Origin of the sequence: Pseudomonas laurentiana (assembly GCF_014648275.1) — a bacterium.
Taxonomy (GTDB): domain Bacteria; phylum Pseudomonadota; class Gammaproteobacteria; order Pseudomonadales; family Pseudomonadaceae; genus Aquipseudomonas; species Aquipseudomonas laurentiana.
In genome coordinates, this window is the sequence record NZ_BMQU01000001.1 from 185,815 (window position 1) to 209,079 (window position 23,265).

Annotated in this window: 25 protein-coding genes; 12 read left to right on the forward strand and 13 right to left on the reverse strand. The window is 61.1% G+C overall.

Features of this window, described 5'->3' with window-relative positions:
* Positions 1–22: 22 nt before the first annotated feature.
* Together ubiA and IE038_RS00905 are read right to left on the reverse strand one after the other, a co-directional pair.
* On the reverse strand, positions 23–913 hold the full coding sequence (gene ubiA / locus IE038_RS00900; protein ID WP_189394961.1) for a 4-hydroxybenzoate octaprenyltransferase: 891 nt from the start codon (positions 911–913) through the stop codon (positions 23–25).
* Positions 913–1,476 (reverse strand): chorismate--pyruvate lyase family protein, encoded by a 564-nt coding sequence (locus IE038_RS00905; protein ID WP_438810740.1) that lies wholly within the window; start codon positions 1,474–1,476, stop codon positions 913–915. Before IE038_RS00905 ends, ubiA begins: the two co-directional genes overlap by 1 nt.
* Positions 1,477–1,633: 157 nt before the next feature.
* Here IE038_RS00905 and IE038_RS00910 point away from each other — a divergent pair, with 157 nt between their 5' ends.
* The 8 genes from IE038_RS00910 (at position 1,634) to IE038_RS00945 (ending at position 6,767) form a co-directional block, all read left to right on the forward strand.
* Positions 1,634–1,801: a rubredoxin gene (locus IE038_RS00910; protein ID WP_163931724.1), complete on the forward strand. Its 168-nt coding sequence runs from the start codon at positions 1,634–1,636 to the stop codon at positions 1,799–1,801.
* A 29-nt stretch (positions 1,802–1,830) separates the two neighbouring features.
* Positions 1,831–2,979 (forward strand): NAD(P)/FAD-dependent oxidoreductase, encoded by a 1,149-nt coding sequence (locus tag IE038_RS00915; protein ID WP_189394962.1) that lies wholly within the window; start codon positions 1,831–1,833, stop codon positions 2,977–2,979.
* Positions 2,980–3,167: 188 nt separating this feature from the next.
* Positions 3,168–3,443 carry an HU family DNA-binding protein gene (locus IE038_RS00920; RefSeq protein WP_065758133.1) on the forward strand — a complete coding sequence of 92 codons (276 nt, stop codon included), beginning with the start codon at positions 3,168–3,170 and terminating at the stop codon, positions 3,441–3,443.
* Between the two features lie 158 nt (positions 3,444–3,601).
* Positions 3,602–3,937, forward strand: coding sequence for a hypothetical protein (locus tag IE038_RS00925; protein ID WP_229775576.1), 336 nt, complete (start codon positions 3,602–3,604; stop codon positions 3,935–3,937).
* Entirely contained in the window at positions 3,938–4,342 is a 405-nt protein-coding gene (locus IE038_RS00930) for a hypothetical protein (protein WP_163931729.1), read from the forward strand.
* A complete protein-coding gene (locus IE038_RS00935; RefSeq protein ID WP_163931733.1) occupies positions 4,339–5,241 on the forward strand; it encodes a hypothetical protein in 903 nt (300 codons plus the stop codon). Before IE038_RS00930 ends, IE038_RS00935 begins: the two co-directional genes overlap by 4 nt.
* Positions 5,242–5,263: 22 nt before the next feature.
* Positions 5,264–6,265 (forward strand): SEL1-like repeat protein, encoded by a 1,002-nt coding sequence (locus IE038_RS00940; protein WP_163931736.1) that lies wholly within the window; start codon positions 5,264–5,266, stop codon positions 6,263–6,265.
* Between the two features lie 127 nt (positions 6,266–6,392).
* On the forward strand, positions 6,393–6,767 hold the full coding sequence (locus IE038_RS00945; RefSeq protein WP_189394963.1) for a helicase: 375 nt from the start codon (positions 6,393–6,395) through the stop codon (positions 6,765–6,767).
* Positions 6,768–6,790: 23 nt separating this feature from the next.
* Here IE038_RS00945 and IE038_RS00950 read toward each other — a convergent pair whose 3' ends face one another.
* From IE038_RS00950 to exbB, 6 genes are all read right to left on the reverse strand, one after another.
* Positions 6,791–8,191 (reverse strand): aminoacyl-tRNA deacylase and HDOD domain-containing protein, encoded by a 1,401-nt coding sequence (locus IE038_RS00950; protein WP_189394964.1) that lies wholly within the window; start codon positions 8,189–8,191, stop codon positions 6,791–6,793.
* A 78-nt stretch (positions 8,192–8,269) separates the two neighbouring features.
* Positions 8,270–10,345 (reverse strand): ATP-dependent DNA helicase RecG, encoded by a 2,076-nt coding sequence (recG, locus tag IE038_RS00955; RefSeq protein WP_189394965.1) that lies wholly within the window; start codon positions 10,343–10,345, stop codon positions 8,270–8,272.
* 6 nt (positions 10,346–10,351) lie between these two features.
* Positions 10,352–11,272 (reverse strand): hydrogen peroxide-inducible genes activator, encoded by a 921-nt coding sequence (locus tag IE038_RS00960; RefSeq protein ID WP_163939355.1) that lies wholly within the window; start codon positions 11,270–11,272, stop codon positions 10,352–10,354.
* Positions 11,273–11,365: 93 nt separating this feature from the next.
* Complete coding sequence (locus IE038_RS00965) at positions 11,366–12,103, reverse strand: energy transducer TonB (protein WP_163939357.1); 738 nt, start codon at positions 12,101–12,103, stop codon at positions 11,366–11,368.
* Positions 12,100–12,525: a TonB system transport protein ExbD gene (gene exbD / locus IE038_RS00970; protein WP_163939359.1), complete on the reverse strand. Its 426-nt coding sequence runs from the start codon at positions 12,523–12,525 to the stop codon at positions 12,100–12,102. The genes IE038_RS00965 and exbD overlap by 4 nt, the downstream gene beginning before the upstream one ends.
* A gap of 3 nt (positions 12,526–12,528) precedes the next feature.
* Positions 12,529–13,503 (reverse strand): tonB-system energizer ExbB, encoded by a 975-nt coding sequence (exbB, locus tag IE038_RS00975; RefSeq protein ID WP_189394966.1) that lies wholly within the window; start codon positions 13,501–13,503, stop codon positions 12,529–12,531.
* A gap of 193 nt (positions 13,504–13,696) precedes the next feature.
* Here exbB and IE038_RS00980 point away from each other — a divergent pair, with 193 nt between their 5' ends.
* Positions 13,697–14,554, forward strand: a complete 858-nt coding sequence (locus tag IE038_RS00980; RefSeq protein ID WP_163939365.1) for an SDR family oxidoreductase — start codon at positions 13,697–13,699, stop codon at positions 14,552–14,554.
* A gap of 12 nt (positions 14,555–14,566) precedes the next feature.
* Here the strand turns inward: IE038_RS00980 and IE038_RS00985 are convergent, their stop codons facing one another.
* From IE038_RS00985 to IE038_RS01005, 5 genes are all read right to left on the reverse strand, one after another.
* Positions 14,567–15,298: a hypothetical protein gene (locus tag IE038_RS00985; RefSeq protein ID WP_189394967.1), complete on the reverse strand. Its 732-nt coding sequence runs from the start codon at positions 15,296–15,298 to the stop codon at positions 14,567–14,569.
* A 59-nt stretch (positions 15,299–15,357) separates the two neighbouring features.
* Positions 15,358–15,738, reverse strand: a complete 381-nt coding sequence (locus IE038_RS00990; RefSeq protein ID WP_043861567.1) for a RidA family protein — start codon at positions 15,736–15,738, stop codon at positions 15,358–15,360.
* A 24-nt stretch (positions 15,739–15,762) separates the two neighbouring features.
* Positions 15,763–17,871 carry a bifunctional GTP diphosphokinase/guanosine-3',5'-bis pyrophosphate 3'-pyrophosphohydrolase gene (spoT, locus tag IE038_RS00995; RefSeq protein WP_189394968.1) on the reverse strand — a complete coding sequence of 703 codons (2,109 nt, stop codon included), beginning with the start codon at positions 17,869–17,871 and terminating at the stop codon, positions 15,763–15,765.
* Positions 17,872–17,931: 60 nt separating this feature from the next.
* Entirely contained in the window at positions 17,932–18,195 is a 264-nt protein-coding gene (rpoZ, locus tag IE038_RS01000) for a DNA-directed RNA polymerase subunit omega (RefSeq protein ID WP_065758143.1), read from the reverse strand.
* A 192-nt stretch (positions 18,196–18,387) separates the two neighbouring features.
* Positions 18,388–19,263, reverse strand: coding sequence for a LysR family transcriptional regulator (locus IE038_RS01005; protein ID WP_189394969.1), 876 nt, complete (start codon positions 19,261–19,263; stop codon positions 18,388–18,390).
* Positions 19,264–19,507: 244 nt separating this feature from the next.
* Between IE038_RS01005 and IE038_RS01010 the strand changes: the two genes are divergently transcribed.
* From IE038_RS01010 to IE038_RS01020, 3 genes are read left to right on the forward strand one after another with little or no spacing between them, the layout of a single operon-like run.
* Complete coding sequence (locus IE038_RS01010; protein WP_189394970.1) at positions 19,508–20,890, forward strand: glutamine synthetase family protein; 1,383 nt, start codon at positions 19,508–19,510, stop codon at positions 20,888–20,890.
* A gap of 18 nt (positions 20,891–20,908) precedes the next feature.
* Positions 20,909–22,402, forward strand: coding sequence for an aldehyde dehydrogenase (locus IE038_RS01015; RefSeq protein ID WP_189394971.1), 1,494 nt, complete (start codon positions 20,909–20,911; stop codon positions 22,400–22,402).
* A gap of 14 nt (positions 22,403–22,416) precedes the next feature.
* Positions 22,417–23,187 carry a gamma-glutamyl-gamma-aminobutyrate hydrolase family protein gene (locus IE038_RS01020; RefSeq protein ID WP_163939367.1) on the forward strand — a complete coding sequence of 257 codons (771 nt, stop codon included), beginning with the start codon at positions 22,417–22,419 and terminating at the stop codon, positions 23,185–23,187.
* Positions 23,188–23,265: the final 78 nt, after the last annotated feature.

A 23,265-nucleotide genomic window follows, 5' to 3' on the forward strand; every position in this document is an offset into this window, starting at 1 on the left:
GCGCTGACCGCCCCAAGGGCGGTCAGCGGAGTGCGTAGTCGAGGACGATACCGATAAATACCAGCAGGCCGGCCCAGTGGTTGTGCAGGAAGGCCTTGAAGCATGACTCGCGATCCAGTTTGCGGGTCGACCAGTACTCCCAGGCAAAGCACAGTGCTGCGGCCACCAGCCCGAGGTGGAACCAGCCGCCCAGGTCGAAACGATTGCCCGCCATCAACAGGCAGCCCAGCGACAACCCCTGCAGAATCACGATGATCAACCGGTCGGCCTCGCCGAACAGGATGGCTGTGGATTTGACCCCGATTTTCAGGTCGTCGTCCCGGTCAACCATCGCGTAGTAGGTGTCGTAGCCCACGGTCCAGAGCAGGTTGGCAATGTACAGAAGCCAGGCGATGGCCGGCAGTTCGCCTGTTTCGGCAGTGAACGCCATGGGAATGCCCCATGAGTAGGCCGCGCCGAGTACTACCTGCGGGTAGTAGGTGTAGCGTTTCATGAACGGGTAACAGGAGGCCAGCGCCACTGCGCCGAACGACAGCCACACGGTGGTGGCGTTGGTGCACAGCACCAGGGCGAAGCTCACGCCGACCAGCAGGGCGAACAACATCAGTGCTTCGCGGCCGCTGATCTTGCCGCTGGCCAATGGGCGCTCGGCGGTGCGTTTGACGTGGCCGTCGACCTTGCGGTCGGCGAAGTCGTTGATCGCGCAGCCTGCCGCGCGCATCAGGATGACCCCAAGGGTGAAAATCAGTACGTTGGCCAGCGACGGTGAGCCCTTGCCGGCGATCCATATGGCAGACAAGGTCGGCCAGAGCAGCAGATAGATGCCGATCGGCTTGTCCATCCGGCTCAGTTGGATGAAGTCCCAGGCACGGGGGTGCAGGTGATTGAGGGACTTGAGCAGGCTCAGGTACATCAGTGGTTCTCCTGATGGATGTTTGCGGCTTGCCACAGCGCCGGTAGAAAGGTCTCGGCGACCAATACGCTCAAGGCGCCACGGTCGAAGCGCGAGCGCCTGGCCCATAGCTGATCACAGGCCGTTTCCGGGGGCAACCAGGCGGCGGGGTAGCGGCAGACTTCAATGGCCTGGCGGGTAAATCCGCGATCACAGAACAGCAGCTCGCCAAGGGACCGGCTACCCAGCGTTTCCAGGTCCAGCCCATCCTCTTCCAGCGCACTGCGGGCTGCCACACTACGGGCAAACACCCAAGGTTGGTCGTGCCCACGCAAGTACACTTCGCGTATCCAGCCCTCGCTGCCGAGTGCCAGCCCGAGCGCCTGGCACTCGTCGTCGCGGAGTATTTGCCAGCCTTCGCGAAGGGGTGTCACGCAGAACTGATCGGCGGATAATTGAGTCAGGCGGCGGGTCAGGGAGCCTTCGTCGAACAACCAATCGAGGGTCGATGCGTCGACAGAGGCGGTTGGCAGCGGCTGTGGCTGCCAGTACGGAGAAGGCGCTAGCGAAGTTTCGTACGGCACGGTAGGTATGCGGTTACAGGCCAGTGAGGTGCCGAGCTTAGCATGATTGCCCGTTCCGGCTTGCATCGTGGCGCCAGCCTCCAGTACAAAGCCTTCCTGACGGTCGACGCCGCAGGGTGTAGAGCGACCGCGTCACGCCTGAGTAGGAACCTGAGCAATGAAAAAGTGGCAATGTGTGGTGTGTGGCCTGATTTATGACGAGGCTGAAGGCTGGCCGGATGACGGCATCGAGCCGGGTACTCGCTGGGAGGATGTGCCGGAAGACTGGTTGTGCCCGGATTGTGGCGTGGGCAAGACCGATTTCGAAATGATCGCCATCGGCTGATCGATTTTTAGCGTTCAAGGAAGCACTTTATGACGGCTCCAGTGGTGATTATCGGTACGGGTCTTGCGGGATATAACCTCGCCCGTGAGTTTCGCAAGCTCGATGGCGAGACGCCGTTGCTGCTGATCACCGCCGATGACGGTCGCTCCTATTCCAAGCCCATGCTGTCCACCGGCTTTGCCAAGCAGAAGGATGCCGATGGTCTGAGCATGGCCGAGCCTGGCGCCATGGCTGAACAGCTGAAGGCCGAAGTGCGCACCCATACCCGTATCAGTGGTATCGATCCAGGCCACAAACGCGTGTGGATCGGCGAGGAAGCGGTGGCCTATCGCGACCTGATCCTGGCCTGGGGTGCCGAAACCGTGCGGGTGCCGGTGGACGGTGATGCGGGTGAGGCGATTTTCCCGATCAACGATCTGGAAGACTATGCGCGCTTTCGTGCTGCTGCCACAGGCAAGCAGCGGGTACTGATACTGGGGGCCGGCCTGATTGGTTGTGAGTTCGCTAACGACCTGAGCAGTGGCGGTTATCAGGTCGATCTGGTGGCACCGTGTGAGCAGGTCATGCCCACCCTGTTGCACCCGGCGGCGGCCCTCGCCGTGCAGACTGGCCTGGAAGGGCTGGGTGTGCGCTTTCACCTTGGCCCGGTGCTGACGCGTCTGCAGCGCGTAACAGATGGCCTGGAAGCCCACCTGTCCGATGGCAGCGTGATTGCCTGTGACCTGGTGGTGTCGGCGGTCGGGCTGCGCCCACGCATCGACCTGGCCGCGGCGGCTGGCCTGGCGGTGAACCGTGGGGTGGTGGTTGACCGTACATTGAGTACGTCGCATGCGAACATCTACGCGCTGGGCGACTGTGCTGAAGTCGATGGGCTCAACCTGCTGTATGTCATGCCATTGATGAGCTGCGCGCGGGCCTTGGCCCAGACCTTGGCCGGCAATCCGACAACGGTGAGTTATGGACCAATGCCGATTACCGTGAAAACACCGGCATGCCCTCTGGTGGTTTCACCGCCGCCACGTGGCTACGAGGGTCAATGGCAAGTCGAAGGCGAGGGCGCCGACCTCAAGGTGCTGTGCCATGACGCCGATGGCAAGCTGTTGGGCTACGTCCTGACCGGTACTGCTGTGATGGAAAAACTGGCGTTGAACCGCCAGCTGCCCGCGCTGATGGCGTAAATACCGGGCGTTCTGTCGGATTTACCCCTCTTTTGCCAACACAAAGGTCGCTCAGAGACTGGCGCGGCTTTGGGCGCCGTGCCATTCTCACACCCGTCTGCCGCAGTTTAGAGCCTGCGGCCCCTTGGGCGCTGCTCCCTGGGAGCAGCACGGCATAACAACAAAAAAACCGTCAAAGAGGCTTCACTATGCGTAAACCAGAACTCGCCGCAGCTATTGCTGAAAAGGCTGACCTTACCAAAGAGCAGGCCAATCGCGTGCTCAATGCCGTACTGGAAGAGATCACCAGCGCCCTGCACCGCAAAGACAGTGTAACCCTGGTGGGTTTCGGCACCTTCCTGCAACGCCACCGTGGTGCCCGCACGGGCAAGAACCCGCAAACCGGTGAGCCGGTGAAGATCAAGGCCAGCAATACCGTCGCGTTCAAACCTGGCAAGTTCCTCAAGGACAGCGTCAACCCATGATGCTTCCTGGCAACTGATGCCATGAGAAACGGGTGCCCAGGCGGCGCCCGTTTTTATTTGCCTGCTCCCTGGCTTCTGACTAGCATACGTCGCCTCGGCCGATAGGGTGTATTGGCCGCAACGCGTTTCAGGGAAGAAGCGGCATATGCCTCTGCGTCATGTCCCCGCAAGTCGGCACGCCTATAGGGTCGCTGCTTGCCGCAGGCCTGCCTGTGATCCCCTGTTCCGCGCTGACTTTTTCCCCTGGCCTTGGCCCATGGAGCATTGCGCGGATGTACGTTGATGACGACCACTTCAAAGGCTACCTGGCTGGGTTGGCCGATAGCGACCTGTTCGGTTCGCTGGCGATTGCCTGCCTGATCGGCCTGCTGTGTGGCCTGAACCCGCGCTTGTGGCACATGGCTTGGCTACGGGTGCTGATCCTTGGTTGCCTGGCGACCGTGGTGGCGCTGCACGTTGTTGGCACCTACTACATGAACACTCGGGTGGCCTAGATGATTCGCTGGCTAAAGGTCGTGCTCATCTATGGTCTGGCCTGTTTTCTGTTCCTGCTGCTCAACGATTATGGCGTCACGCTGTACAAGCAGCGCTATGGCGGCTTCACCGCCAGAGGGGTGGTGTCGGGCAGCATTGTCTGGTTGGTGTTCTATACGCTGATCGTGTTCAGCACGGTGATCGCCTTGCTGCCCCGCTGGAAAATCAAGGTGTTACTCAATGCCGCGATGGTCGCACTGATTCTGTACTGGCTGTTGCCGGAGCATCCGGTGCGGGCTGGTTTTTTCAGTTGCCTGGCCGGCGGGGTGACCTTGCTGGCGATAGGCCTGGAGCAGCTGTTTGCCCGTCCTCGGTCATCGGCTGCCCGGCAAAATATCGATGTGGCAGGGCAGGTGAATACGTGAGGTCTATTGGTCTGAGCCTGCTATGGATCCTGTTGCCGTTTCTGGCACAGGCCGAGACGCGTCAGTTTCCCCTGGAACCCAGCTTCAAGGGTGCTACCCAGGTGCAGTTCGAGCGCCTGGCGCGCGATGAGGGCACGGGTTGGCAAGGCCAGTTGCAAGGCCCCGAAGGGTTTGTTGAAACGCTGCCGGACAAGTGCCTGCCCGAGCAAGGCAGCCCAGAAGTTGTCGACGCCTATACCGTCGACAGCGCCCAGCCCTACCTGGTGGTTCTTTGCCGGTGGCCGGTAGATCATTCAGGCTTTGACACCTACGCAATCAAGGGCTGGGAGTACCGTGCTTTCGCGTACACCTGGGTAGCGGATGCACTGATCAGGGACGAGACTGCGTCCCAGGTGTTGTCCGGTTATGAGGGCAATATGGCCATCTACTGGACCCACTATCACTGGTACATCAGCCGGCCGTTGGCAATGCAGAAGCTCAAAGAACTGCAGCAAGGCCGTGAACGGGACTCGTTGAAGCTGGCGCATAGGATTGTCCTTGAGCGCTTGAAGGCCAAGGACACTGAAGCGGTCAGTAGTTACCTGAGCTTCAGGGTCGAGCAATTACTGCGTGATGAACCCCTGACGGTGAGCAATGCGCCGCTGTACAACGATCTCGGTTACGCCCTGCAGGAGGCGAGTTGGCAGGCGTCGGCGTATGAGCTGTTCAGCAAGGTGGAGCAAGTAGTACCCGAGCGTGTGGTGTTGAAGCTGAACATCGCCGATGCCCTGTGGGGGTTGTACAAGCCAAGCCAGGCGGCGGGTTACTACAGCCGTTACATCGCCGCGATGCAGGTTGCAGGCAAGGAGCGGCTGATTCCCGCACGCGCCCTGGAGCGCAGCCGCGGCAATACGCGCTAATCAATCAGGACGATTCAGCCCCATGAAGCCCTACACCCCCATCACTGCGTCGCTCCTGGCCATACTGTGGCTATGTGCATTTCCCATCAATGCCCTGGCCGCCCCCAGAGCGTGTGTGGCCACTGATTTCACTGCGTTTCTTCAGGCATTTTCGCAATCGCTTGACGTGCAGCGCCAAGCCAGCACCGGGCGCGTTTTCAGTACCACGGTCGAGGTCGCCGGAGACTCGGCGCAACCCCGCGTCCGCGTGCTGCATGGCGATGAGCTGGCACTGCCGATGATGCCGGCCATTGCCGATAGCGGAATGACGGGTGTGGAGGTGCAACGTATCGACCCTCGACATGTCCGGGTAGACGACAAGCGTGCAGGCAACGAGGCGATCAAGGCCTATTTGTTTGAGTACGCTGAGTGCTGGACACTGGTGGCAATGGAGGATTGGTCAGTAGATGAGCGCCGTTTGACGCTCAGTGGAAGGCCGGATATGAGCCGTGCCGAAGAGATCTGCTACCTCAAGAGCGGGATTTTTCAGGGCCTGGGTGGTGTTGAGCGTTATCCACCGACCACCGAGTTCTTTGAAGCCGCACTGCAGAACAAACTCTGCGCAGCGGCCTCAGGCAACCCACAGGCCAGCCTGGAGGCCGTCAGCCTCGGCTTTTCCGGCATGGCGCCGGCCCTGAGCGCGGAGCTCAACGAGAAACTGCTGACTCGTGCGGCGGAAACCCTGCCGGTGGCCGCCGCGTTGCTGGCACGGTTCTACTGCAACGGTACTGACGATACCCGTGACGGGCCGTGCCTGGACCCTGCCCGGGCCGAGGCGATGTTAATCAAGTCGGTAAAAATGGGCGGATGGGAGACGTTGCCCATGCTCGCCAGCCATTATGAACAGGGCGACTTGCAAGGACGCGACCTGTCGCGTGCCTTGGCGTGTTACCAACTGGCTCGGGAAAAGGGCGTCGAGGGTTATGTCGACAGCGTGCAGCGCCTCAGGGACCAAGGCGCCGTACCAGGGGCTGCGTGCTATTGAAGGGCCCGGTTTCGACGGCTTTCAGGACAAATGCAGGGCATCTTTGTGAAAAGCTGCAAGGCGTATGGCGTTTTCGTAGCGAGACTATAAACTGCTCCGCCAGTCACTTTTTAGCCGAGGCGTGCACATGAAGTTTCGCTTTCTTCTCTGGGCTCTGGGATTGCTCATGGCCAAGGCCAGCCGCAGCAACCCGGCGTTCCAGCAGCAACTGACCGACAAGAACCTGGTGTTTCAGTTGCAGACCCTGGACGGCAAGGTCGCTCGGCATTTCATCGTCAAGGACCTGCGCGTCAGCAGCAAGGCCGGTACCCATCCGCAGCCAGCGTTTGCGATTGCCTTCAAGGATGCTGCTTACGGCTTTGCCACCTTGCAGGCCAAGAACAAGCAGTTGGCGTTCATGCAGGGGATTCAGGACAAGAGCATCCAGATCAAGGGTAACCCGGCACTCGTGGTCTGGTTTCAAGGCCTGACCAAGTTCCTGAAACCGAAAAACAAGGCCTGACCGCCGAGGGCCAGGCCAGTCGATCAGTTCTGGTTGAACTGCGAGGCCAGCTCGCGCAACAGGGACTCGGCTTCAAGGACCTTGTTGACCACATCCTCGGCTTTGCTGCGGCTCAGGCTCAGGCGTTCGAGCAACTCATCCGGGATGCTCTCTTCCGGGCCCGAGCCAATACCACGAGCGCGCAGCAGGCGAACGGCCAGGCAGACCAGGTTGGGGAATGCGGCGTGGTCACCGTCGTAATGCGGGTCATGCTGGAAGCGCAAGGCTGTGGCCAGTTCGTCCGGCATGTCCCAGAAGCGCATCAGCCAAGCCCCGATCTGTTCGCGGCTGATGCCCAGCAGATGCTGCTCGACATAGCTGTGACACAGGTGTGGGTTGACCTCCAGATGTCGACAGATCAGCGAGAAATGCGGCGGGAATACATGCGCCAGCAGCAAATAGCCAAAATTGTGCAGTAGCCCGGCGAGGTAGGTCAGCCCAGCCTCTGGTCGCTCGGCGCGAGGCATGGCTCGGGTCAGGCCTTCGATCACCGCTGCGGTGTAGATCGATTGCTGCCAGTACGGGGTGGTTTGCTGTGGGTGGTCTTTCGGCAGGCTGAGGGTTTTGCCCAGGGCCAGACCGAGTGCCAGGTTGATCACCAGGTCAAAGCCCAGTACGCGGACGATGGCGTCTTCTACCGAGCGAATCTTGCCCGGTGAGGCGTAGTACGGTGATGCTGCCCAGCTGACCACCTGTGCGGCCAATGCCGGGTCGGTTTCTACCACGCCGGTGATGTCATCGATGGTGGCGTTGGGGTCGACCCGCAGTTTGATGATCTTTTGCGCGGTTTCTGCCAGCGGCGGAATCTCGATGGTCGATTCCAGGCGTTGCTGGATGCGCCGGGCGGTGAAGGCGTGGACAGCCTGGGTGATTTCCTCGCGGTCATCATCCGGGCGGTCGAGGTTCGGCTGAATACTGCTCAGCAGTTCGCCGAAATGCCCGGCACTGGCCTTGTTGAGCATTCGCTTGAATGTATCGCGGTCAATTTCCAGCAGCACGCCGGCTTCACCTGAGTGAATGAGCAGGGTCGGTACGTCCAGCAAGCTGTCGTCGTACAGGCAAGGCGAGCTGGTAAGCGCTGGAATGCCTGGCAGGATTTTCAGGCCGTGCTTGGCCAGCATTTGCTCCAGTCGCTTCAGCGGTACGGCGGCAAGATCGCGCCCGGTCAGTTCGGCAAGGCGTTTGAGGTCCAGTAGCTGACTCTGCGGGAACAGCACCATCAGGGCCCCGACCGAATCGTCGAGCAGGACCGCCTGCACCCGGGACTCGGGCGGCAGTTCTGGGTGTTCGGTCACTTCACGGTAGGTGATATCCAGCTTGTCGAGCAGCAACCGGATAACAGACGGGGCTTGGGGGGTTGCGGCGTCCAGTGCAACTTCAGTCATGGTCTGTATCCAAATTCTTTACTGTCGCGAGAGTATAACCAGCTTGCGCTGTGAGCTGGATCGATTCCGTCAGGTGGATTACACCTGACCATATTGCTGGCCATGGCGCAGCCAGCGTTCAAGCAACGGGCTGACATGTGCTGGCCAACGTGCCAATAGCGCCTGCGCCGCATCGCGCACGGCGGGCAGCAGGTCGGCGTCACGCATCAGGTCGGCGACCTTGAACTGCAGCAGGCCGGTCTGACGGGTACCCAGCATCTCGCCAGGACCGCGCAGCTCAAGGTCTTTCTCGGCGATGACAAAACCGTCATTGGTTTCTCGCATGATTCCCAGGCGTTCACGGCCGATTTGCGACAATGGTGGATGATAGAGCAACACGCAGTGGCTGACGGCACTGCCACGGCCAACGCGTCCGCGTAACTGGTGCAATTGGGCCAAGCCGAGGCGCTCGGGGTTCTCGATGATCATCAGGCTGGCGTTGGGGACGTCTACGCCGACTTCGATGACGGTCGTCGCCACCAGCAGTTGCAGGCGGCCTTCCTTGAACTCGGCCATGACGGCGGCTTTCTCCGCAGGCTTCATGCGCCCGTGGATCAGGCCGACGCGCAATTCGCCCAAGGCGCTGCTGAGTTCTTCAAAGGTGGTTTCGGCGGCCTGGCAGGTCAGCTCTTCAGACTCTTCGATCAGGGTACAGACCCAGTAGGCCTGGCGGCCTTCGGCGCAGGCGGCACGCACGCGCTCGACCACTTCAAAGCGGCGGCTGTCGACCACCAGTACGGTGTTGACCGGGGTTCGCCCAGGCGGCAGCTCGTCGAGGATCGAGGTGTCCAGGTCGGCATAGGCGCTCATGGCCAGGGTGCGAGGAATAGGGGTTGCGGTCATGATCAACTGGTGTGGACAGAGTCGGCCACCCACGCCTTTCTGGCGCAACGCCAGACGCTGCTGGACACCGAAGCGGTGCTGTTCGTCGATGATCACCAGCGCCAGATTGTGGAATTTCACTTCGTCCTGGAACAACGCGTGTGTGCCGACCACCATTGGCGCGCCGCTGGCAATCTGCTCCAGGGCCGAAACACGTGCCTTGCCCTTGAGCTTGCCCGCCAGCCAGGCGACTTCGATGCCCAGCGGTTCCAGCCAGCGCTTGAAGGTGATGAAGTGCTGCTCGGCCAGAATCTCGGTCGGGGCCATTAGCGCCACTTGGTAGCCAGCCTCCAGGGCCTGCAAGGCGGCGAGCGCAGCGACGACGGTCTTGCCCGCGCCGACATCGCCCTGGACAAGCCGCAGCATGGGCTCGGGCTGGCTCAGGTCGTAGGCAATTTCGTTGCCGACCCGTTGTTGGGCGCCGGTGGGAGCAAAGCCCAGGTTCGCCAGGTATTGCTGTGGCAGCCGGCTGGCCTTGGGCAGTGCCGGAGCCCGCTGGGCCCGAAGGCTTTCGCGCAGGCGTTGCTGGGATAGCTGATGGGTCAACAGCTCCTCGAAGGCCAGGCGGTGCTGGGCCCAGTGTTGGCCCAGGGCGAGTTCATCGACGTCGGCATCGGCGGGAGGATGATGCAAATAGCGGATTGCATCGTCCAGCGGCGCCAGTTGGTAGTCGCGGGCCAGTTCCTCCGGCAGCCAGTCAGGCAGGCTGCGCGGGCCAAGCATTGCCAGGCTTTGCTGGCAGAGCTGGCGCAGGCGCTGCTGGGTCAGGCCTTCAGTGGTCGGGTAGATCGGTGTCAGGGTCTGTTCCACCGGTGCCGGCTCATCACCTGTGAGGGCGCGGTATTCCGGGTGATAGATCTCCAGCCCTGACGCTCCGGGACGGGCCTCACCGTAGCAACGCAGGTGCGTACCGCGCTTGAGGCCTTCCTTCTGTGCATTGCTGAAATGGTAGAAACGCAGGCTCAGCACGCCGCTGCCATCGCCGAGGCGAACCAGCAGGCTACGGCGCTTGCCCATCACCACATCGGCGCCGCTGACCACCCCCTCGATTACGGCGTCCTGGCCAGGACGCAAGGCCCCGATCGGGACGACCCGGGTACGATCCTGGTAGCGCAGGGGCAGGTGGAAGAGCACATCTTGAAGGTTTTCCAGGCCGACCTTGGCGAGCTTCTCCGCCATGGCTTCGCCAACGCCCTTCAGCGCCGTGACCGATACCTTGGACAACTCGGTCATGGCTGCTTACTGACTGACCGGTGGCTTGGCCACCGAGCACAGGCGGATCGAGTCGGCAAGGATCTCGATAGCCTTTGGTCGCGGGAAGCTCGCGCGCCAGGCAATGGCCACGGTGCGGAACGGTGCCGGAGGGCTCAGTGGGCGGACTTCGATGATGCCGGGCGCATAGTGGTGGCTGTGGACCGCCGAAAGCGGTAGCACCGAAACACCGAGGCCGGAGGCAACCATGTGGCGGATAGTCTCCAGCGAGCTGGACTCGACCGTGGTGTGCTTGGCCGCGTCACCGCCTTTGTTAAGGGTTGGGCAGGCCTCCAGCACCTGGTCACGGAAACAGTGGCCTTCACCGAGCAGTAGCAGGCTCTTGTCGTTGAGCAGGCTGGCATCAATGGTTTGTTTCTGCGTCCAGGGATGCTCGCTGGGCATCAGCACGTAGAACGGCTCGTCATACAGCGGCAGGGTCAACACATCCGCTTCATTGAACGGCAGGGCTACGATCACTGCATCCAGTTCGCCGTTGCGCAGTTTGTCGCGCAGGACGTGGGTGAAGTTTTCTTCAATGTACAACGGCATCTGCGGGGCGACCCGGTGCAGTTGCGGAATCAGGTGCGGGAACAGGTAGGGGCCGACGGTGTAGATGGCGCCGACCTTCAGCGGTGCAGTCAGCTGATTCTTGCCGGCCTGGGCCAGCTCGCGGATGCCTTGAGCCTGCTCCAGTACTTTCTGCGCCTGCGCGACGATGCTCTCGCCGACCGGCGTGAGGCGGACGGCGCTCTTGCTGCGCTCGAAAATCAGTACGCCAAGCTCGTCCTCCAGCTTTTTCACGCCAACCGACAAGGTGGGTTGGCTGACATGGCAGCGCTCGGCGGCGTGGCCGAAGTGCTGCTCCTGAGCGAGGGTGACGATGTAGCGTAATTCTGTAAGGGTCATAACGTGCGTCCAAGAAGTTGCGGCCCCAGCATAGCGGCTGCAATCGATAGACGCACGTTATCAGACTTGCCTGTTTATGACAGGATTACCCGTTCAGCGTTTGTCCAACGAGTAAACGAAGGGGGCCACCACTTCGATGCTGCCGTTGTTGAGGAGTTCTTTTGGCGGCGCGGGTACCGGTTGAGCCTTGCGGATCATGTCCAGGGTTGCACGGTCCAGTGCCGCACTGCCCGAGCCAGCGGCCAGGGAGTAGGACAAGATCCGCCCTTCGCCATCGACCACGAAACGCAGTCGGTTGATGCCTTGCAGCCCACGTCGACGAGCGTCTTCCGGGTAGCGCTTGTACTTGCCCAGATGGCGCAGCAGGTCGCTTTGCCAGGTAGGCAGGGCGTTGCTGTTACTGGCGACGCTTGGCTTCGGCGCAGCCGATTGCTGTGCAGGCGCGGTGCTTGGGGGCGTATCGACGGCTTTTTCCTCTGCCGGCTTTTCCTCCACAGGCTCTGGTTTTTTCTCAGGCTTGGGCGGTTGCGGCTTCGCCTTCGGTTTGTCCGGTTTGGGCACCGCGATCTTCGGCTTTGGCGCCTCGGCCAGTTTCGGCATTGGCGGGGCTTCGACCGGCGCCGGTGGCTGTGGTGGTGTCACCGTCTTGGGTGGTGGCGGTGGTGCCGGCTCAGGCATTGGGGCCATTGCAACCATCATTGCTGCCGGTGGTAGCTCGATTGCCTGAGGCACCGACCAGTTGAGCATCAGCAGGACGGCAACGGCATGCACCGCCAGCACAATCGCCAGGCTACCGCCGTAACGCGTCAGTTTATGCCGCGTCTTGATCATTTCTTGGCTGCCGTCTCAAGTCCGACCAGGCCGACCTTCAGGTAGCCGGCCGCCCGCAGGGCGTTCATCACCTCCATCAGGTCTCCATAGTCGACGCCTTTGTCGGCCTGGAAGAAGATGGTGGTGTCCTTGTCGCCTTTGGTCTTGGCGTCGAGTACAGCGCCGAGCTGTTCACGTTGAACCTGCTCTTCGCCCACATACAGGTTTTGATCAGCCTTCACGCTGAGGAAGACGGGCTTCTCTGGCCGTGGTGCCGGTTTGGCCGTCGAGGCTGGCAGGTCGACCTTGATATCGACGGTGGCCAGGGGGGCGGCGACCATGAAGATAATCAGCAGGACCAACATCACGTCGATGAACGGCGTGACGTTGATTTCGTGGTTTTCGGCGAGATCGTCGCCGCCCTCGTTAAGATGCAGGCCCATGGCTTACCCCACTTTCACCATGTGTGGCTGAGCGATGCGCTCGCCTGGCTGCTGGTCCAGATCGCGGCTGACCAGCAGCAGTACCTGGGCCGAAGCATCGGAGACCTGTGCCTTGTAGCCGGCGATGGAGCGGGCGAAGACGTTGTAGATCACAACCGCGGGAATCGCTGCGACCAGACCCAGGGCCGTTGCCAGCAGGGCTTCGGCGATACCGGGGGCGACCACGGCCAGGTTGGTGGTCTGGGTCTTGGCGATGCCGATGAAGCTGTTCATGATGCCCCATACTGTACCGAACAGACCGACGAACGGTGCAGTGGAGCCGATCGTTGCCAGCACGCCGGTACCGCTGCTCATGTTGCGGCCGCTGGCGGCGACCAGGCGCTCCAGACGGAAGCTGACACGCTCCTTGATGCCTTCTTTCTCGCGGGTATTGGTCGAAAGGCGCATTTCTTCCAGAGCGTCATGTACCAGCAGGTGGGCCAGGGTGCCTTCGGTATTGGCAACGCCGCTGGCCTCCTTGAGGCTGGTGGATTTCTTCAGCAGGACGATGTCACCCCGCAGGCGACGCTTGGCGCCCATCAGTTCAAGGCCTTTGGCAATCCAGATGGTCCAGGTGATGATCGAAGCGATAGCCAGGCCGATCATGACCGCCTTGACCACCACGTCGGCGTTTTTGTACATGCCCCAGGGCGACAGATCGTGGGCCATGCCCAGGCGGGTGTCTTCGGCGACGGCGGCTGCACCTTCGCTGGCTTGGCCTTCGACTGATGCTACGGCAGGCACGGCAGATTCGGCCGTCGTTTCGCTGCCAGGGGTGGCGGGTGCCGCAGGGGCAACGGCTGCCGCTGGCGTGGCGTTATGCGCAGCTGGCTCATCAGCCATGGCCACAGGCGTCAGCACCAGGCTGAACATCAGCGCGGCTACAGCGCGCCAGGCGCGCGACGGGGTTGGCAAAGCGGAAGAAGGGATACGTGTCATGCTGGCCCGACCTGATGAACAAAGAAAGAGGTGGATGCTCTCCAGGCCTCGAGGCGGGCCGAGAACAAAATAGGCCGCCATTATTGCAAGTAATTCTTGTTAGCAAAAGTAATAAAGTAACTTTCTTCCATATTCTCTAGCTGCCTATCGATTTTCACGGATAGGCTGTGGCTTTGATAACCGGAGTTTCGAGATGTCTGCGCCTTCTGTTTTGATTGTCGGTTGTGGCGATGTCGGCGGTCGTCTGGCGGCCCAACTGCAGGCTGCGAACTGGCAGGTGAGTGGCCTGCGCAGAAACGTCGCGCAGTTGCCTGCTGGTGTCGCCGGTATTGCTGCTGACTTGAGTAATGCAGCCTGCCCGTCTGCCTGGCCGACGGTTGCGCCGGACTATCTGGTCTATTGCGTGGCGGCCAGCCAGCACGATGAGGCGGGCTATCGGGCGGCGTATGTCGATGGCTTGCGGCATGTGCTGGGTTGGCTTGGCGAAAAGGGGCAGCAGCCACGACGGTTGCTGTTCGTGTCCAGTAGCAGTGTCTACGCGCAGAAGGATGGGGAGTGGGTCGATGAAACCTCACCCACCGAACCTGAAGGTTATTCCGGGCGGCTGATGCTGGAGGCTGAACAGGTGGCGCTGAATAGCGCTGTGCCGGCCAGCATTGTGCGCCTGACCGGAATCTATGGCCCGGGGCGTGAATGGTTGCTGACTCAGGTGCGCCAAGGTTACCGCGTGACAGAGACGCCGCCGTTGTATGGCAATCGCATTCACGCCGAGGATGCCGCCGGGTTGCTGGCGTACCTGTTGCAGGCGGACCGCGAGGGAAGGGTGTTGGAGGATTGCTACATCGGTGTGGACGATGCGCCGGCGCCGTTGTTTGAGGTAGTGGCCTGGTTGCGGGAGTACCTGGGGGTCACCCAATGGTCGGAGCAGGAGCGCGTGCGGCGCACGGGCAGCAAGCGCTGCCGTAACGCGCGAGCACGCTCGCTGGGTTGGGTTCCGCGTTACCCGAGTTACCAGGAAGGCTATGCGGCGATACTGGCAGGGCGCGATTGACGCGCCCTTGGCTTACTTGCGCTGTAGCAGCCAGCGGCGTGCACCTGGACGCAGTTCAGGCATTTCGTCGTCGCGGGCCTGGTTGATGGCCTGGAAGATTTCCAGAGTCTTGCCATCACGCTTGAAGATCCACGGATTGCCCTGCTGGTTCTTCTCCAGCCACAGGCTGTCGTACTCGCCGGTCATGGTGGCGCAGTCGCCGTCCAGGCACAGGGCGTAGCGGTCCAGGTTCGGCATGCCTTCGAGGCTGCCGTTGGGGCGGAACTGCATGGTCGCGCCCTGGCCTGGGCCTTCGACGATTGCCCAGTCACCCTTGAGGTAGGCCTCATAAAGGGCCAGTTCGAAGGTCGTGCGTGGCGGTGCGTCGAGCAATGGCTTGTCGGCTTTATGGAAACGCTGCTCTGGATCGTTTTCGCTAGCCGCTTGGACCAGCTCGTCGCCATCCAGGGTCAGGCCAATGCTGTAGTTGGGGTAAAACACCGCATTCCAGCCCTTGTCGGCGGCTTGCAGTTTAGCCTCGCTGAGCTCAAAGCCACTGGTAACCAGGGCTTGGTTGGCGGCGGTATTGATGCGCCACTCCAGGTTCGGGCCGTTGCTCTGCAGGGCTTGACGCAGGTTGCCGCCTTTGGCGGCCGCGTTGATGGCGTTCTGGTTGATCCAGATGCCATTGAAATCTTCGGGTTTATGACTGGCGCAGCCACCGAGCAGGGCGGCAACAAACGACAGGACGAGCGCGTAGCGCATGGCGGGGTCCTTTCAGGGAAAAGCGATGGCGAACCCTGCAAGGTTCGCCATCGGAGGTGTTACTCGAGGACCAGGATGGCGTCCATTTCTACTTGCGAACCGCGCGGCAGGGCAGCAACGCCAATGGCGGCGCGAGCTGGGTAAGGCTGCTCGAAATAGCGACCCATGACTTCGTTGACCTTGGCGAAGTGGCTCAGGTCGGTCAGGAAGATGTTCAGCTTGACGATGTCCTTGAACGAACCACCCGCCGCTTCGGCGACAGCTTTCAGGTTCTCGAACACCTGAACGGTCTGGGCTTCGAAGCCTTCAACCAGTTCCATGGTTTTTGGGTCGAGCGGGATCTGCCCGGACATGTAAACGGTGTTGCCGGCCTTGATCGCCTGAGAGTAGGTGCCGATGGCCGCTGGGGCCTTGTCACTGGTGATGACGGTCTTGGTCATGGATGACTCCTTGCTGTTGTCGGGCTACGTGCGCATGCGGGTGATACGGATCACGCCAGTGAGCGCACGCAGTTTCTTGATCACGCGGGCCAGGTGTACGCGGTCGTGTACGCTGACCACCAGTTGGACCACGCTGATGCGACCATCGCGTTCGTCCATGCTGATTTTCTCGATGTTGCCGTCGGCGGCGTTGACGCTGCTGGCTAGCAGGGCAATCAGGCCACGCTGGTGTTCCAGCTCGACGCGCAATTCCACATTGAATTCGCCGGTGACGTCCTTGGCCCAGGACAGCTGGATACACTTTTCCGGGTTATGGCGGATTTCGCTGATGTTGCGACAGTTTTCCAGGTGCACGACCATGCCTTTGCCGGCCGACAGGTGGCCGACGATGGGGTCGCCCGGAATCGGTGTGCAGCATTTGGCATAGCTCAGCACCAGGCCTTCGGTGCCACGGATAGCCAGCGGGCCTTCAGGGTTTGGCAGTTGCTCGCCTTCGCTGGACAGCAGGCGGCGCGCCACGACATAGGCCATGCGATTGCCCAGGCCGATATCTTCGAGCAGGTCTTCGATCAGCTCCAGACGGTATTCACTGAGCATGGCCTGGATGCGCTCCTGAGGAATCTTCTCAAGGGCGCTGTCGAAGCCGTGGAGCACTTTGTTCAGCAGGCGTTCGCCAAGGCTGATCGATTCGGAGCGGCGTTGCAGCTTGAGCGCGTGGCGGATATGCGTACGGGCTTTGCCGGTGACCACGAAGTTGAGCCAGGCCGGGTTTGGCCGAGCGCCTGGCGCGCTGACGATCTCGACGGTCGAACCGCTTTGCAGGGGTTCGGACAGCGGTGCCAGGCGGCGGTTGATACGGCAGGCAATGCAACTGTTGCCGACGTCAGTGTGCACGGCGTAGGCAAAGTCGACCGCTGTGGAGCCTTTTGGCAGCTCCATGATGCGGCCTTTGGGCGTGAACACGTAGACCTCGTCCGGGAACAGGTCGATCTTCACGCTCTCGATGAATTCAAGGGAGTTGCCTGCGCGTTGCTGCAACTCCAGCACGCCCTTGACCCACTGTCGGGCGCGGGCATGGGTGCTCTTGGGCTGTTCGTCGTCGCTGGATTTGTACAGCCAGTGGGCGGCGATGCCGTTGTTGGCCATCTCTTCCATTTCGCGGGTGCGGATCTGGATTTCGATGGGGACCCCATGCATGCCGAACAGCGTGGTGTGCAGCGACTGGTAGCCGTTGGCCTTGGGGATCGCAATGTAGTCCTTGAAGCGACCCGGCAGTGGCTTGTACAGGTTGTGAACGGCACCGAGTACGCGGTAGCAGGTGTCGACCTTGTCGACGACGATGCGGAACGCGTAGACATCCATGATCTCGTTGAAGGCCCGGCGTTTGCCGCGCATCTTCTTGTAGATGCCATAGAGGTGTTTCTGGCGACCGCTGACCTCGCCTTCGATGCCGTCGACCGCCAGGCAGTGGCTGAGCGACTCTTCGATCTTGTTGACCAGTTCCTTGCGGTTGCCTCGGGCGCGTTTCACGGCCTGATGGATGCGCGCGGAGCGCATCGGGTACATGGCCTTGAAGCCCAGGTCTTCGAATTCTACGCGCACGGCGTGCATGCCCAGGCGGTTGGCGATGGGTGCGTAGATTTCCAGGGTTTCCTTGGCAATGCGCCGGCGTTTCTCGCCAGACAGCACTTCCAGGGTGCGCATGTTGTGCAGGCGGTCGGCCAGCTTGACCAGGATCACGCGGATGTCCCGGGCCATGGCCATGGCCATTTTCTGGAAGTTTTCCGCTTGGGCCTCGGCCTTGGTTTCGAAGTTCATCTGGGTCAGCTTGCTGACCCCGTCGACCAGTTCGGCGACGGTTTCCCCAAATTGCGCTGAAAGCGCTTCTTTGGCGATGCCGGTGTCTTCAATCACGTCGTGCAGCATGGCTGCCATCAGGCTCTGATGGTCCATGTGCATGTCGGCAAGAATGCTCGCTACCGCAAGGGGATGGGTAACGTAAGGTTCGCCGCTGCGACGGCGTTGGCCATCGTGGGCTTGTTCGGCGTAGAAATACGCTCGGCGCACCAGGTTGACCTGGTCTGCGCCGAGGTAGGTCGACAGGCGATCGGCAAGGGCATCTATGCTCGGCAACGTACTACCTCCTGCCGATGGCTGGTGCCTTGCGCCGTGCGATGTCGACCAGGCATGAACTTAGACGGCCTCGTTGGCCTCGTCTTCAAATGCGGCAAAGATAGGTTCTTCGACGACTACATCTTCTTGAGCGACGAACTCGTTGTCGACCAGGCCGGCAGCGATTTCACGCAGGGCTACTACGGTCGGCTTGTCGTTTTCCCAGGCCACTTTGGGTTCCTTGCCACCGGTTGCCAGCTGGCGGGAACGCTTGGTGGCGAGCATGACCAGCTCGAAACGGTTATCGACGTTGTCCAGGCAATCTTCAACGGTCACGCGGGCCATGGTATTCCTCGTAGCAAATGCAATAGGCAAGCAGCCCGGATGGGCGAGCGGACTCGGTAGTTTAAAAAATCACCAGCCATTAGGGAAGCGCTGATTTCAGTTCTCGCTCAGGCGGTACGCTTTAGCAGTGTGCTTCTACCGTTAGAGCAGACGATAACCATTTGCGTGGGGTTAGCACAACTCCCTCGTGCGCTACTCACCCAGTGCCGCACGCAGCCGCGGAGTCAGCTCGTCGAACAGTGTTTGTACCGAGCGCAGTGCGCGGCAGTCGGGACGAGTCAGCAGCCAGAGTTCGGTATCGCAGCCGGGCAGGGCATCGCTTAGCCGCTCTACCCTGGGAAGACTGTCAGCCATATAGTCCGCCAGCGCCGCGACACCCAGCCCCGCACCCACCAGTTGGGCAACGGCGGCCATGCTGCTGCAGCGGTAGCGTGGTACCACGCCCGGCAGGTGTTGCTCGCGCCAGACCACCGAGGCATGGTCGGACATCGAGTCGTCCAGCGCGATCCAGGGCAGTGATGCCGGGGCTTCCACCAGGCGCTGGCGATAATCGGCGTGTCCATAGATCAGGTAGGAGGCGCTGCCCAGGCAGCGGCCGACCAGATGCTCGGGGGGGGCGTTGGTCAGGCGCAGGGCGACATCGGCATCGCGTCGGCTGAGGTTGGCGAAGGAGTTGGAGGTTGCCAGTTCCAGCGACAGGGCCGGGTAGGTCGGCATGAAATGGGCCAGAGCCGGTAGCAGCAGGCTGTGCAATACGGCTTCGGTGCAGGTCAGGCGCACCGTGCCGCTGACCACCTGATCGCCGTGTTCCACCGCCACCTGGGCGGCATCCAGCGCCTGTTCGGCGCGTTCGGCCTGCTCTGCCAGTGCTTGGGCTGTGCCGGTGGGGACATAGCCTTTACGGCTTTTATCGAACAGCGCCTTGCCGAGTGAGGCCTCAAGCCTGCGGATCGAGCGGAAGACCGTCGACACGTCCACCCTTAGCAGCTCGGCAGCTTTTGCCAGGGATCGTCCGCGGACCAGGGCGAGTACCAGGGTGAGATCGGTATGGCTGACCTGATATTGCATGAGTGCACTCTTAGCTTGCCGAAATGCCAATGTCTGTTGCGTTGAGGCCATTCTATAGTGAAGCAGCAGCCGCGAATCAACTTCGCCACCGGCCAACATGCCGAGTGCAGCGCATAAGGATGTTCATTCGGCTGTTTCCCACGATGGGAATATTAAAAAAAGAAATCAACCATCGACGCCCACAGGGCGCCTGCAACACACCCCTTCATATTGTCGCCCGATAAAAATCAAAGGATGCATAGCCATGACGTCGGTCTCCCCGTGCGCCAGCCCTTCCAGCGAGATGAGCGAGTTTCTCCAGGCTTATCCTGAAGTCCAGTTTGTGGACCTGCTCATTTCCGACATGAACGGTGTCGTTCGCGGAAAACGTATCGAGCGTGCGAGCCTGCACAAGGTTTACGAAAAAGGTATCAACCTGCCAGCGTCGCTGTTTGCGCTGGATATCAACGGCTCGACCGTGGAAAGCACCGGTTTGGGCCTGGACATCGGTGATGCCGACCGTATTTGTTTTCCGATTCCCGGCACACTGAGCTATGAGCCTTGGCAGAAGCGTCCGACTGCGCAACTGCTGATGACCATGCATGAGCTGGATGGCACACCATTCTTCGCCGACCCACGGGAAGTGCTGCGCAGCGTAGTCGAGAAGTTCGATGCGCTGGGCCTGACCATCTGCGCCGCCTTCGAGCTGGAGTTCTACCTGATCGATCAGGACAACGTGAATGGCCGCCCACAGCCGCCCCGTTCGCCGATCTCGGGCAAGCGTCCACAGTCGACTCAGGTCTACCTGATCGATGATCTGGACGAGTACGTCGATTGCCTGCAGGACATGCTCGAAGCGGCCAAAGAGCAGGACATCCCGGCTGACGCCATCGTCAAGGAAAGTGCCCCGGCCCAGTTCGAGGTCAACCTGCATCACGTTGAAGATGCGATCAAGGCCTGTGACTACGCGGTTCTGCTCAAGCGCCTGATCAAGAACATTGCCTATGACCATGAAATGGACTCTACCTTCATGGCCAAGCCGTACCCTGGCCAGGCGGGTAACGGTCTGCATGTGCATATCTCGTTGCTGGACAAGAAAACCGGCAAGAACATCTTCACCAGTGACGAGCCCGAGCAGAACGACGCGCTGCGCCACGCCATTGGTGGGGTGCTGGAAACCCTGCCTGCATCGATGGCTTTTCTTTGCCCGAACGTCAACTCGTACCGGCGTTTCGGCGCCCAGTTCTATGTGCCGAACGCGCCGAGCTGGGGCCTGGACAATCGCACCGTAGCCCTGCGTGTGCCAACCGGCAGTGCTGACGCGGTGCGCATCGAGCACCGTGTTGCCGGTGCCGATGCCAACCCGTACTTGATGATGGCGGCAATCCTTTCCGGTATTCACCACGGCCTGACCAATCAGATCGAGCCGGGTGCGCCTGTTGAAGGCAACTCCTACGAACAGCTGGAGCAGAGCCTGCCAAACAACTTGCGCGATGCACTGCGCGAGCTGGATGACAGCGAGGTGTTGAACAAGTACATCAGCCCGGACTACATCGATGTCTTTGTCGCCTGCAAGGAAAGTGAGCTTTCAGAGTTTGAAGTATCGATCTCGGATCTTGAATACAACTGGTACCTGCATACGGTGTAAGGCCGGGAGCACACGAACATGACCACCTTGTCCCGCGAACAATGGGAATCCCTTTTCCAGAACCTGACCATCGAAGGGCGTGCTTTCATCGATGGTCAGTACTGCACTGCCGTCTCGGCCGAAACCTCCGAAAGTCTCAGCCCGGTCGATGGTCGGCACCTGGCCAATGTTGCCAGTTGTGATGCCGCCGATGCCGAGCGCGCCGTCCTGGCAGCCCGTCGCAGTTTTGAAAGCGGCGCCTGGTCGGGCCTGGCACCCGCCGAGCGCAAGCGTGTGCTGATTGCTTTCGCTGACTTGCTGCAAGGCAATGCCGAAGAGCTGGCGCTGTTGGAAACCCTGGACATGGGCAAGCCGATCAGTGACTCGCTCAGCATCGACGTGCCAGGCGCCGCCAATGCAATCCGCTGGAGCGCCGAGGCCATCGACAAGGTCTACGACGAAGTAGCGCCAACCCCCGCTGACCAGTTGGGTTTGGTAACCCGCGAAGCCGTCGGTGTGGTCGCAGCGATCGTGCCGTGGAACTTCCCGTTGATGATGGCGTGCTGGAAACTCGGCCCGGCGCTGGCCACCGGTAACTCGGTGATCCTCAAACCTTCGGAAAAATCGCCACTGACGGCTATTCGTATTGCCCAACTGGCTATCGAAGCCGGCATTCCGGCGGGCGTGCTGAACGTGCTGCCAGGCTATGGCCACACCGTCGGCAAGGCCCTGGCCCTGCATATGGACGTGGACACCCTGGTGTTCACCGGGTCGACCAGGATCGCCAAGCAACTGATGATCTATGCCGGCGAATCGAACATGAAGCGTGTCTGGCTGGAAGCCGGTGGCAAGAGCCCGAACATCGTCTTTGCCGACGCCCCGGACCTGCAGGCAGCCGCTGATGCCGCCGCTTGCGCCATTGCCTTCAACCAGGGCGAGGTCTGTGTGGCGGGCTCGCGTCTGCTGGTCGAGCGCAGTATCAAGGATCGCTTTCTGCCGATGGTCATCGAGGCGCTCAAGGCCTGGAAGCCCGGCCATTCGCTGGACCCGACTACCCGGGTTGGCGCCTTGGTGGACGGTACCCAGCTGGACACCGTGCTTGGCTATGTCCAGGCCGGTGCCGCCGAGGGTGCGACCTTGGTCGCCGGTGGCAAGCGTGTGCTGGAGGAAACCGGCGGCGTGTATGTGGAACCGACGATCTTTGACGGTGTGGACAACGCCATGCGTATTGCCCGTGAAGAGATCTTCGGCCCGGTGCTGTCGGTGATTGCCTTCGATACCGCCGAAGAAGCCATCAGCATTGCCAACGACTCACCGTTCGGCCTGGCCGCAGCGGTCTGGAGCAGTGACCTGTCCAAGGCGCACCGTACGGCCAAGGCCCTGCGTGCCGGCAGTGTCTGGGTCAACCAGTACGACGGCGGTGACATGACTGCGCCGTTCGGCGGTTTCAAGCAGTCCGGTAACGGGCGTGACAAGTCACTGCATGCGTTCGACAAGTACACCGAACTCAAGGCGACCTGGATCAAGTTGTAAACGAGGGCTGACAGATGAAGCAGGTTACCCCACTGATTGGCGTCACTGCCTGCCGCCAGCAACTGGAAAGGAATTCCTCGCACACCGTGGGCGACAAATATGTCGAGGCCGCAGGCTTCGCCGGGATTCCCCTGATATTGCCTGCGCGTGCCGAGCCTGTGGCTGAAGAGCTCGTGCTAGAGCGGTTGGATGGCATTCTTTTTACGGGCTCGCCTTCAAATGTGGAGCCGCATCATTACAATGGCAGCCCCAGTGCGGAGGGGACCCGGCACGATGTGTACCGTGATCGCCTGACCCTGCCGTTGTTGCGTGCGGCCATTGCGGCTGGCGTGCCGGTGTTTTGCATCTGTCGTGGCTTCCAGGAACTGAATGTGAGCCTCGGTGGCAGCCTGCATCAGCGGGTTCATGAGTTGCCTGGCTACCTGGACCACCGCGAGCCGAAAGACGTAGCGCTGGAGGTGCAATACGCGCCGCAGCACTCGGTGAGCGTGCAGCCGGGAGGGCTTTTCGAGCGCTTGGGGTTGCCCACGGTTTTCGAGGTCAACTCGTTGCACGGCCAGGGTATCGATCGCCTGGCCAGTGGCCTGCGGGTCGAAGCCGTTGCGCCGGATGGATTGATCGAGGCGGTCACGCTGGAGAACGCACCAGGGTTTGTTCTTGGCGTTCAGTGGCATCCGGAATGGCGTTTTACCGACAACCCTGTCTCGTTGCGCCTGTTTCAGGCGTTCCGCGAGGCTTGTATCGCCCATGCGGCGGGAAAGCGTGTCGAGGTGGCGGCCATTTAAGGCCGTCCGGCGCCCCCGGATGTCATGAATCAAGCAGTGAGCTTTCCATGAGTGAAAGCGGGTGCCTTGCAAGACGCC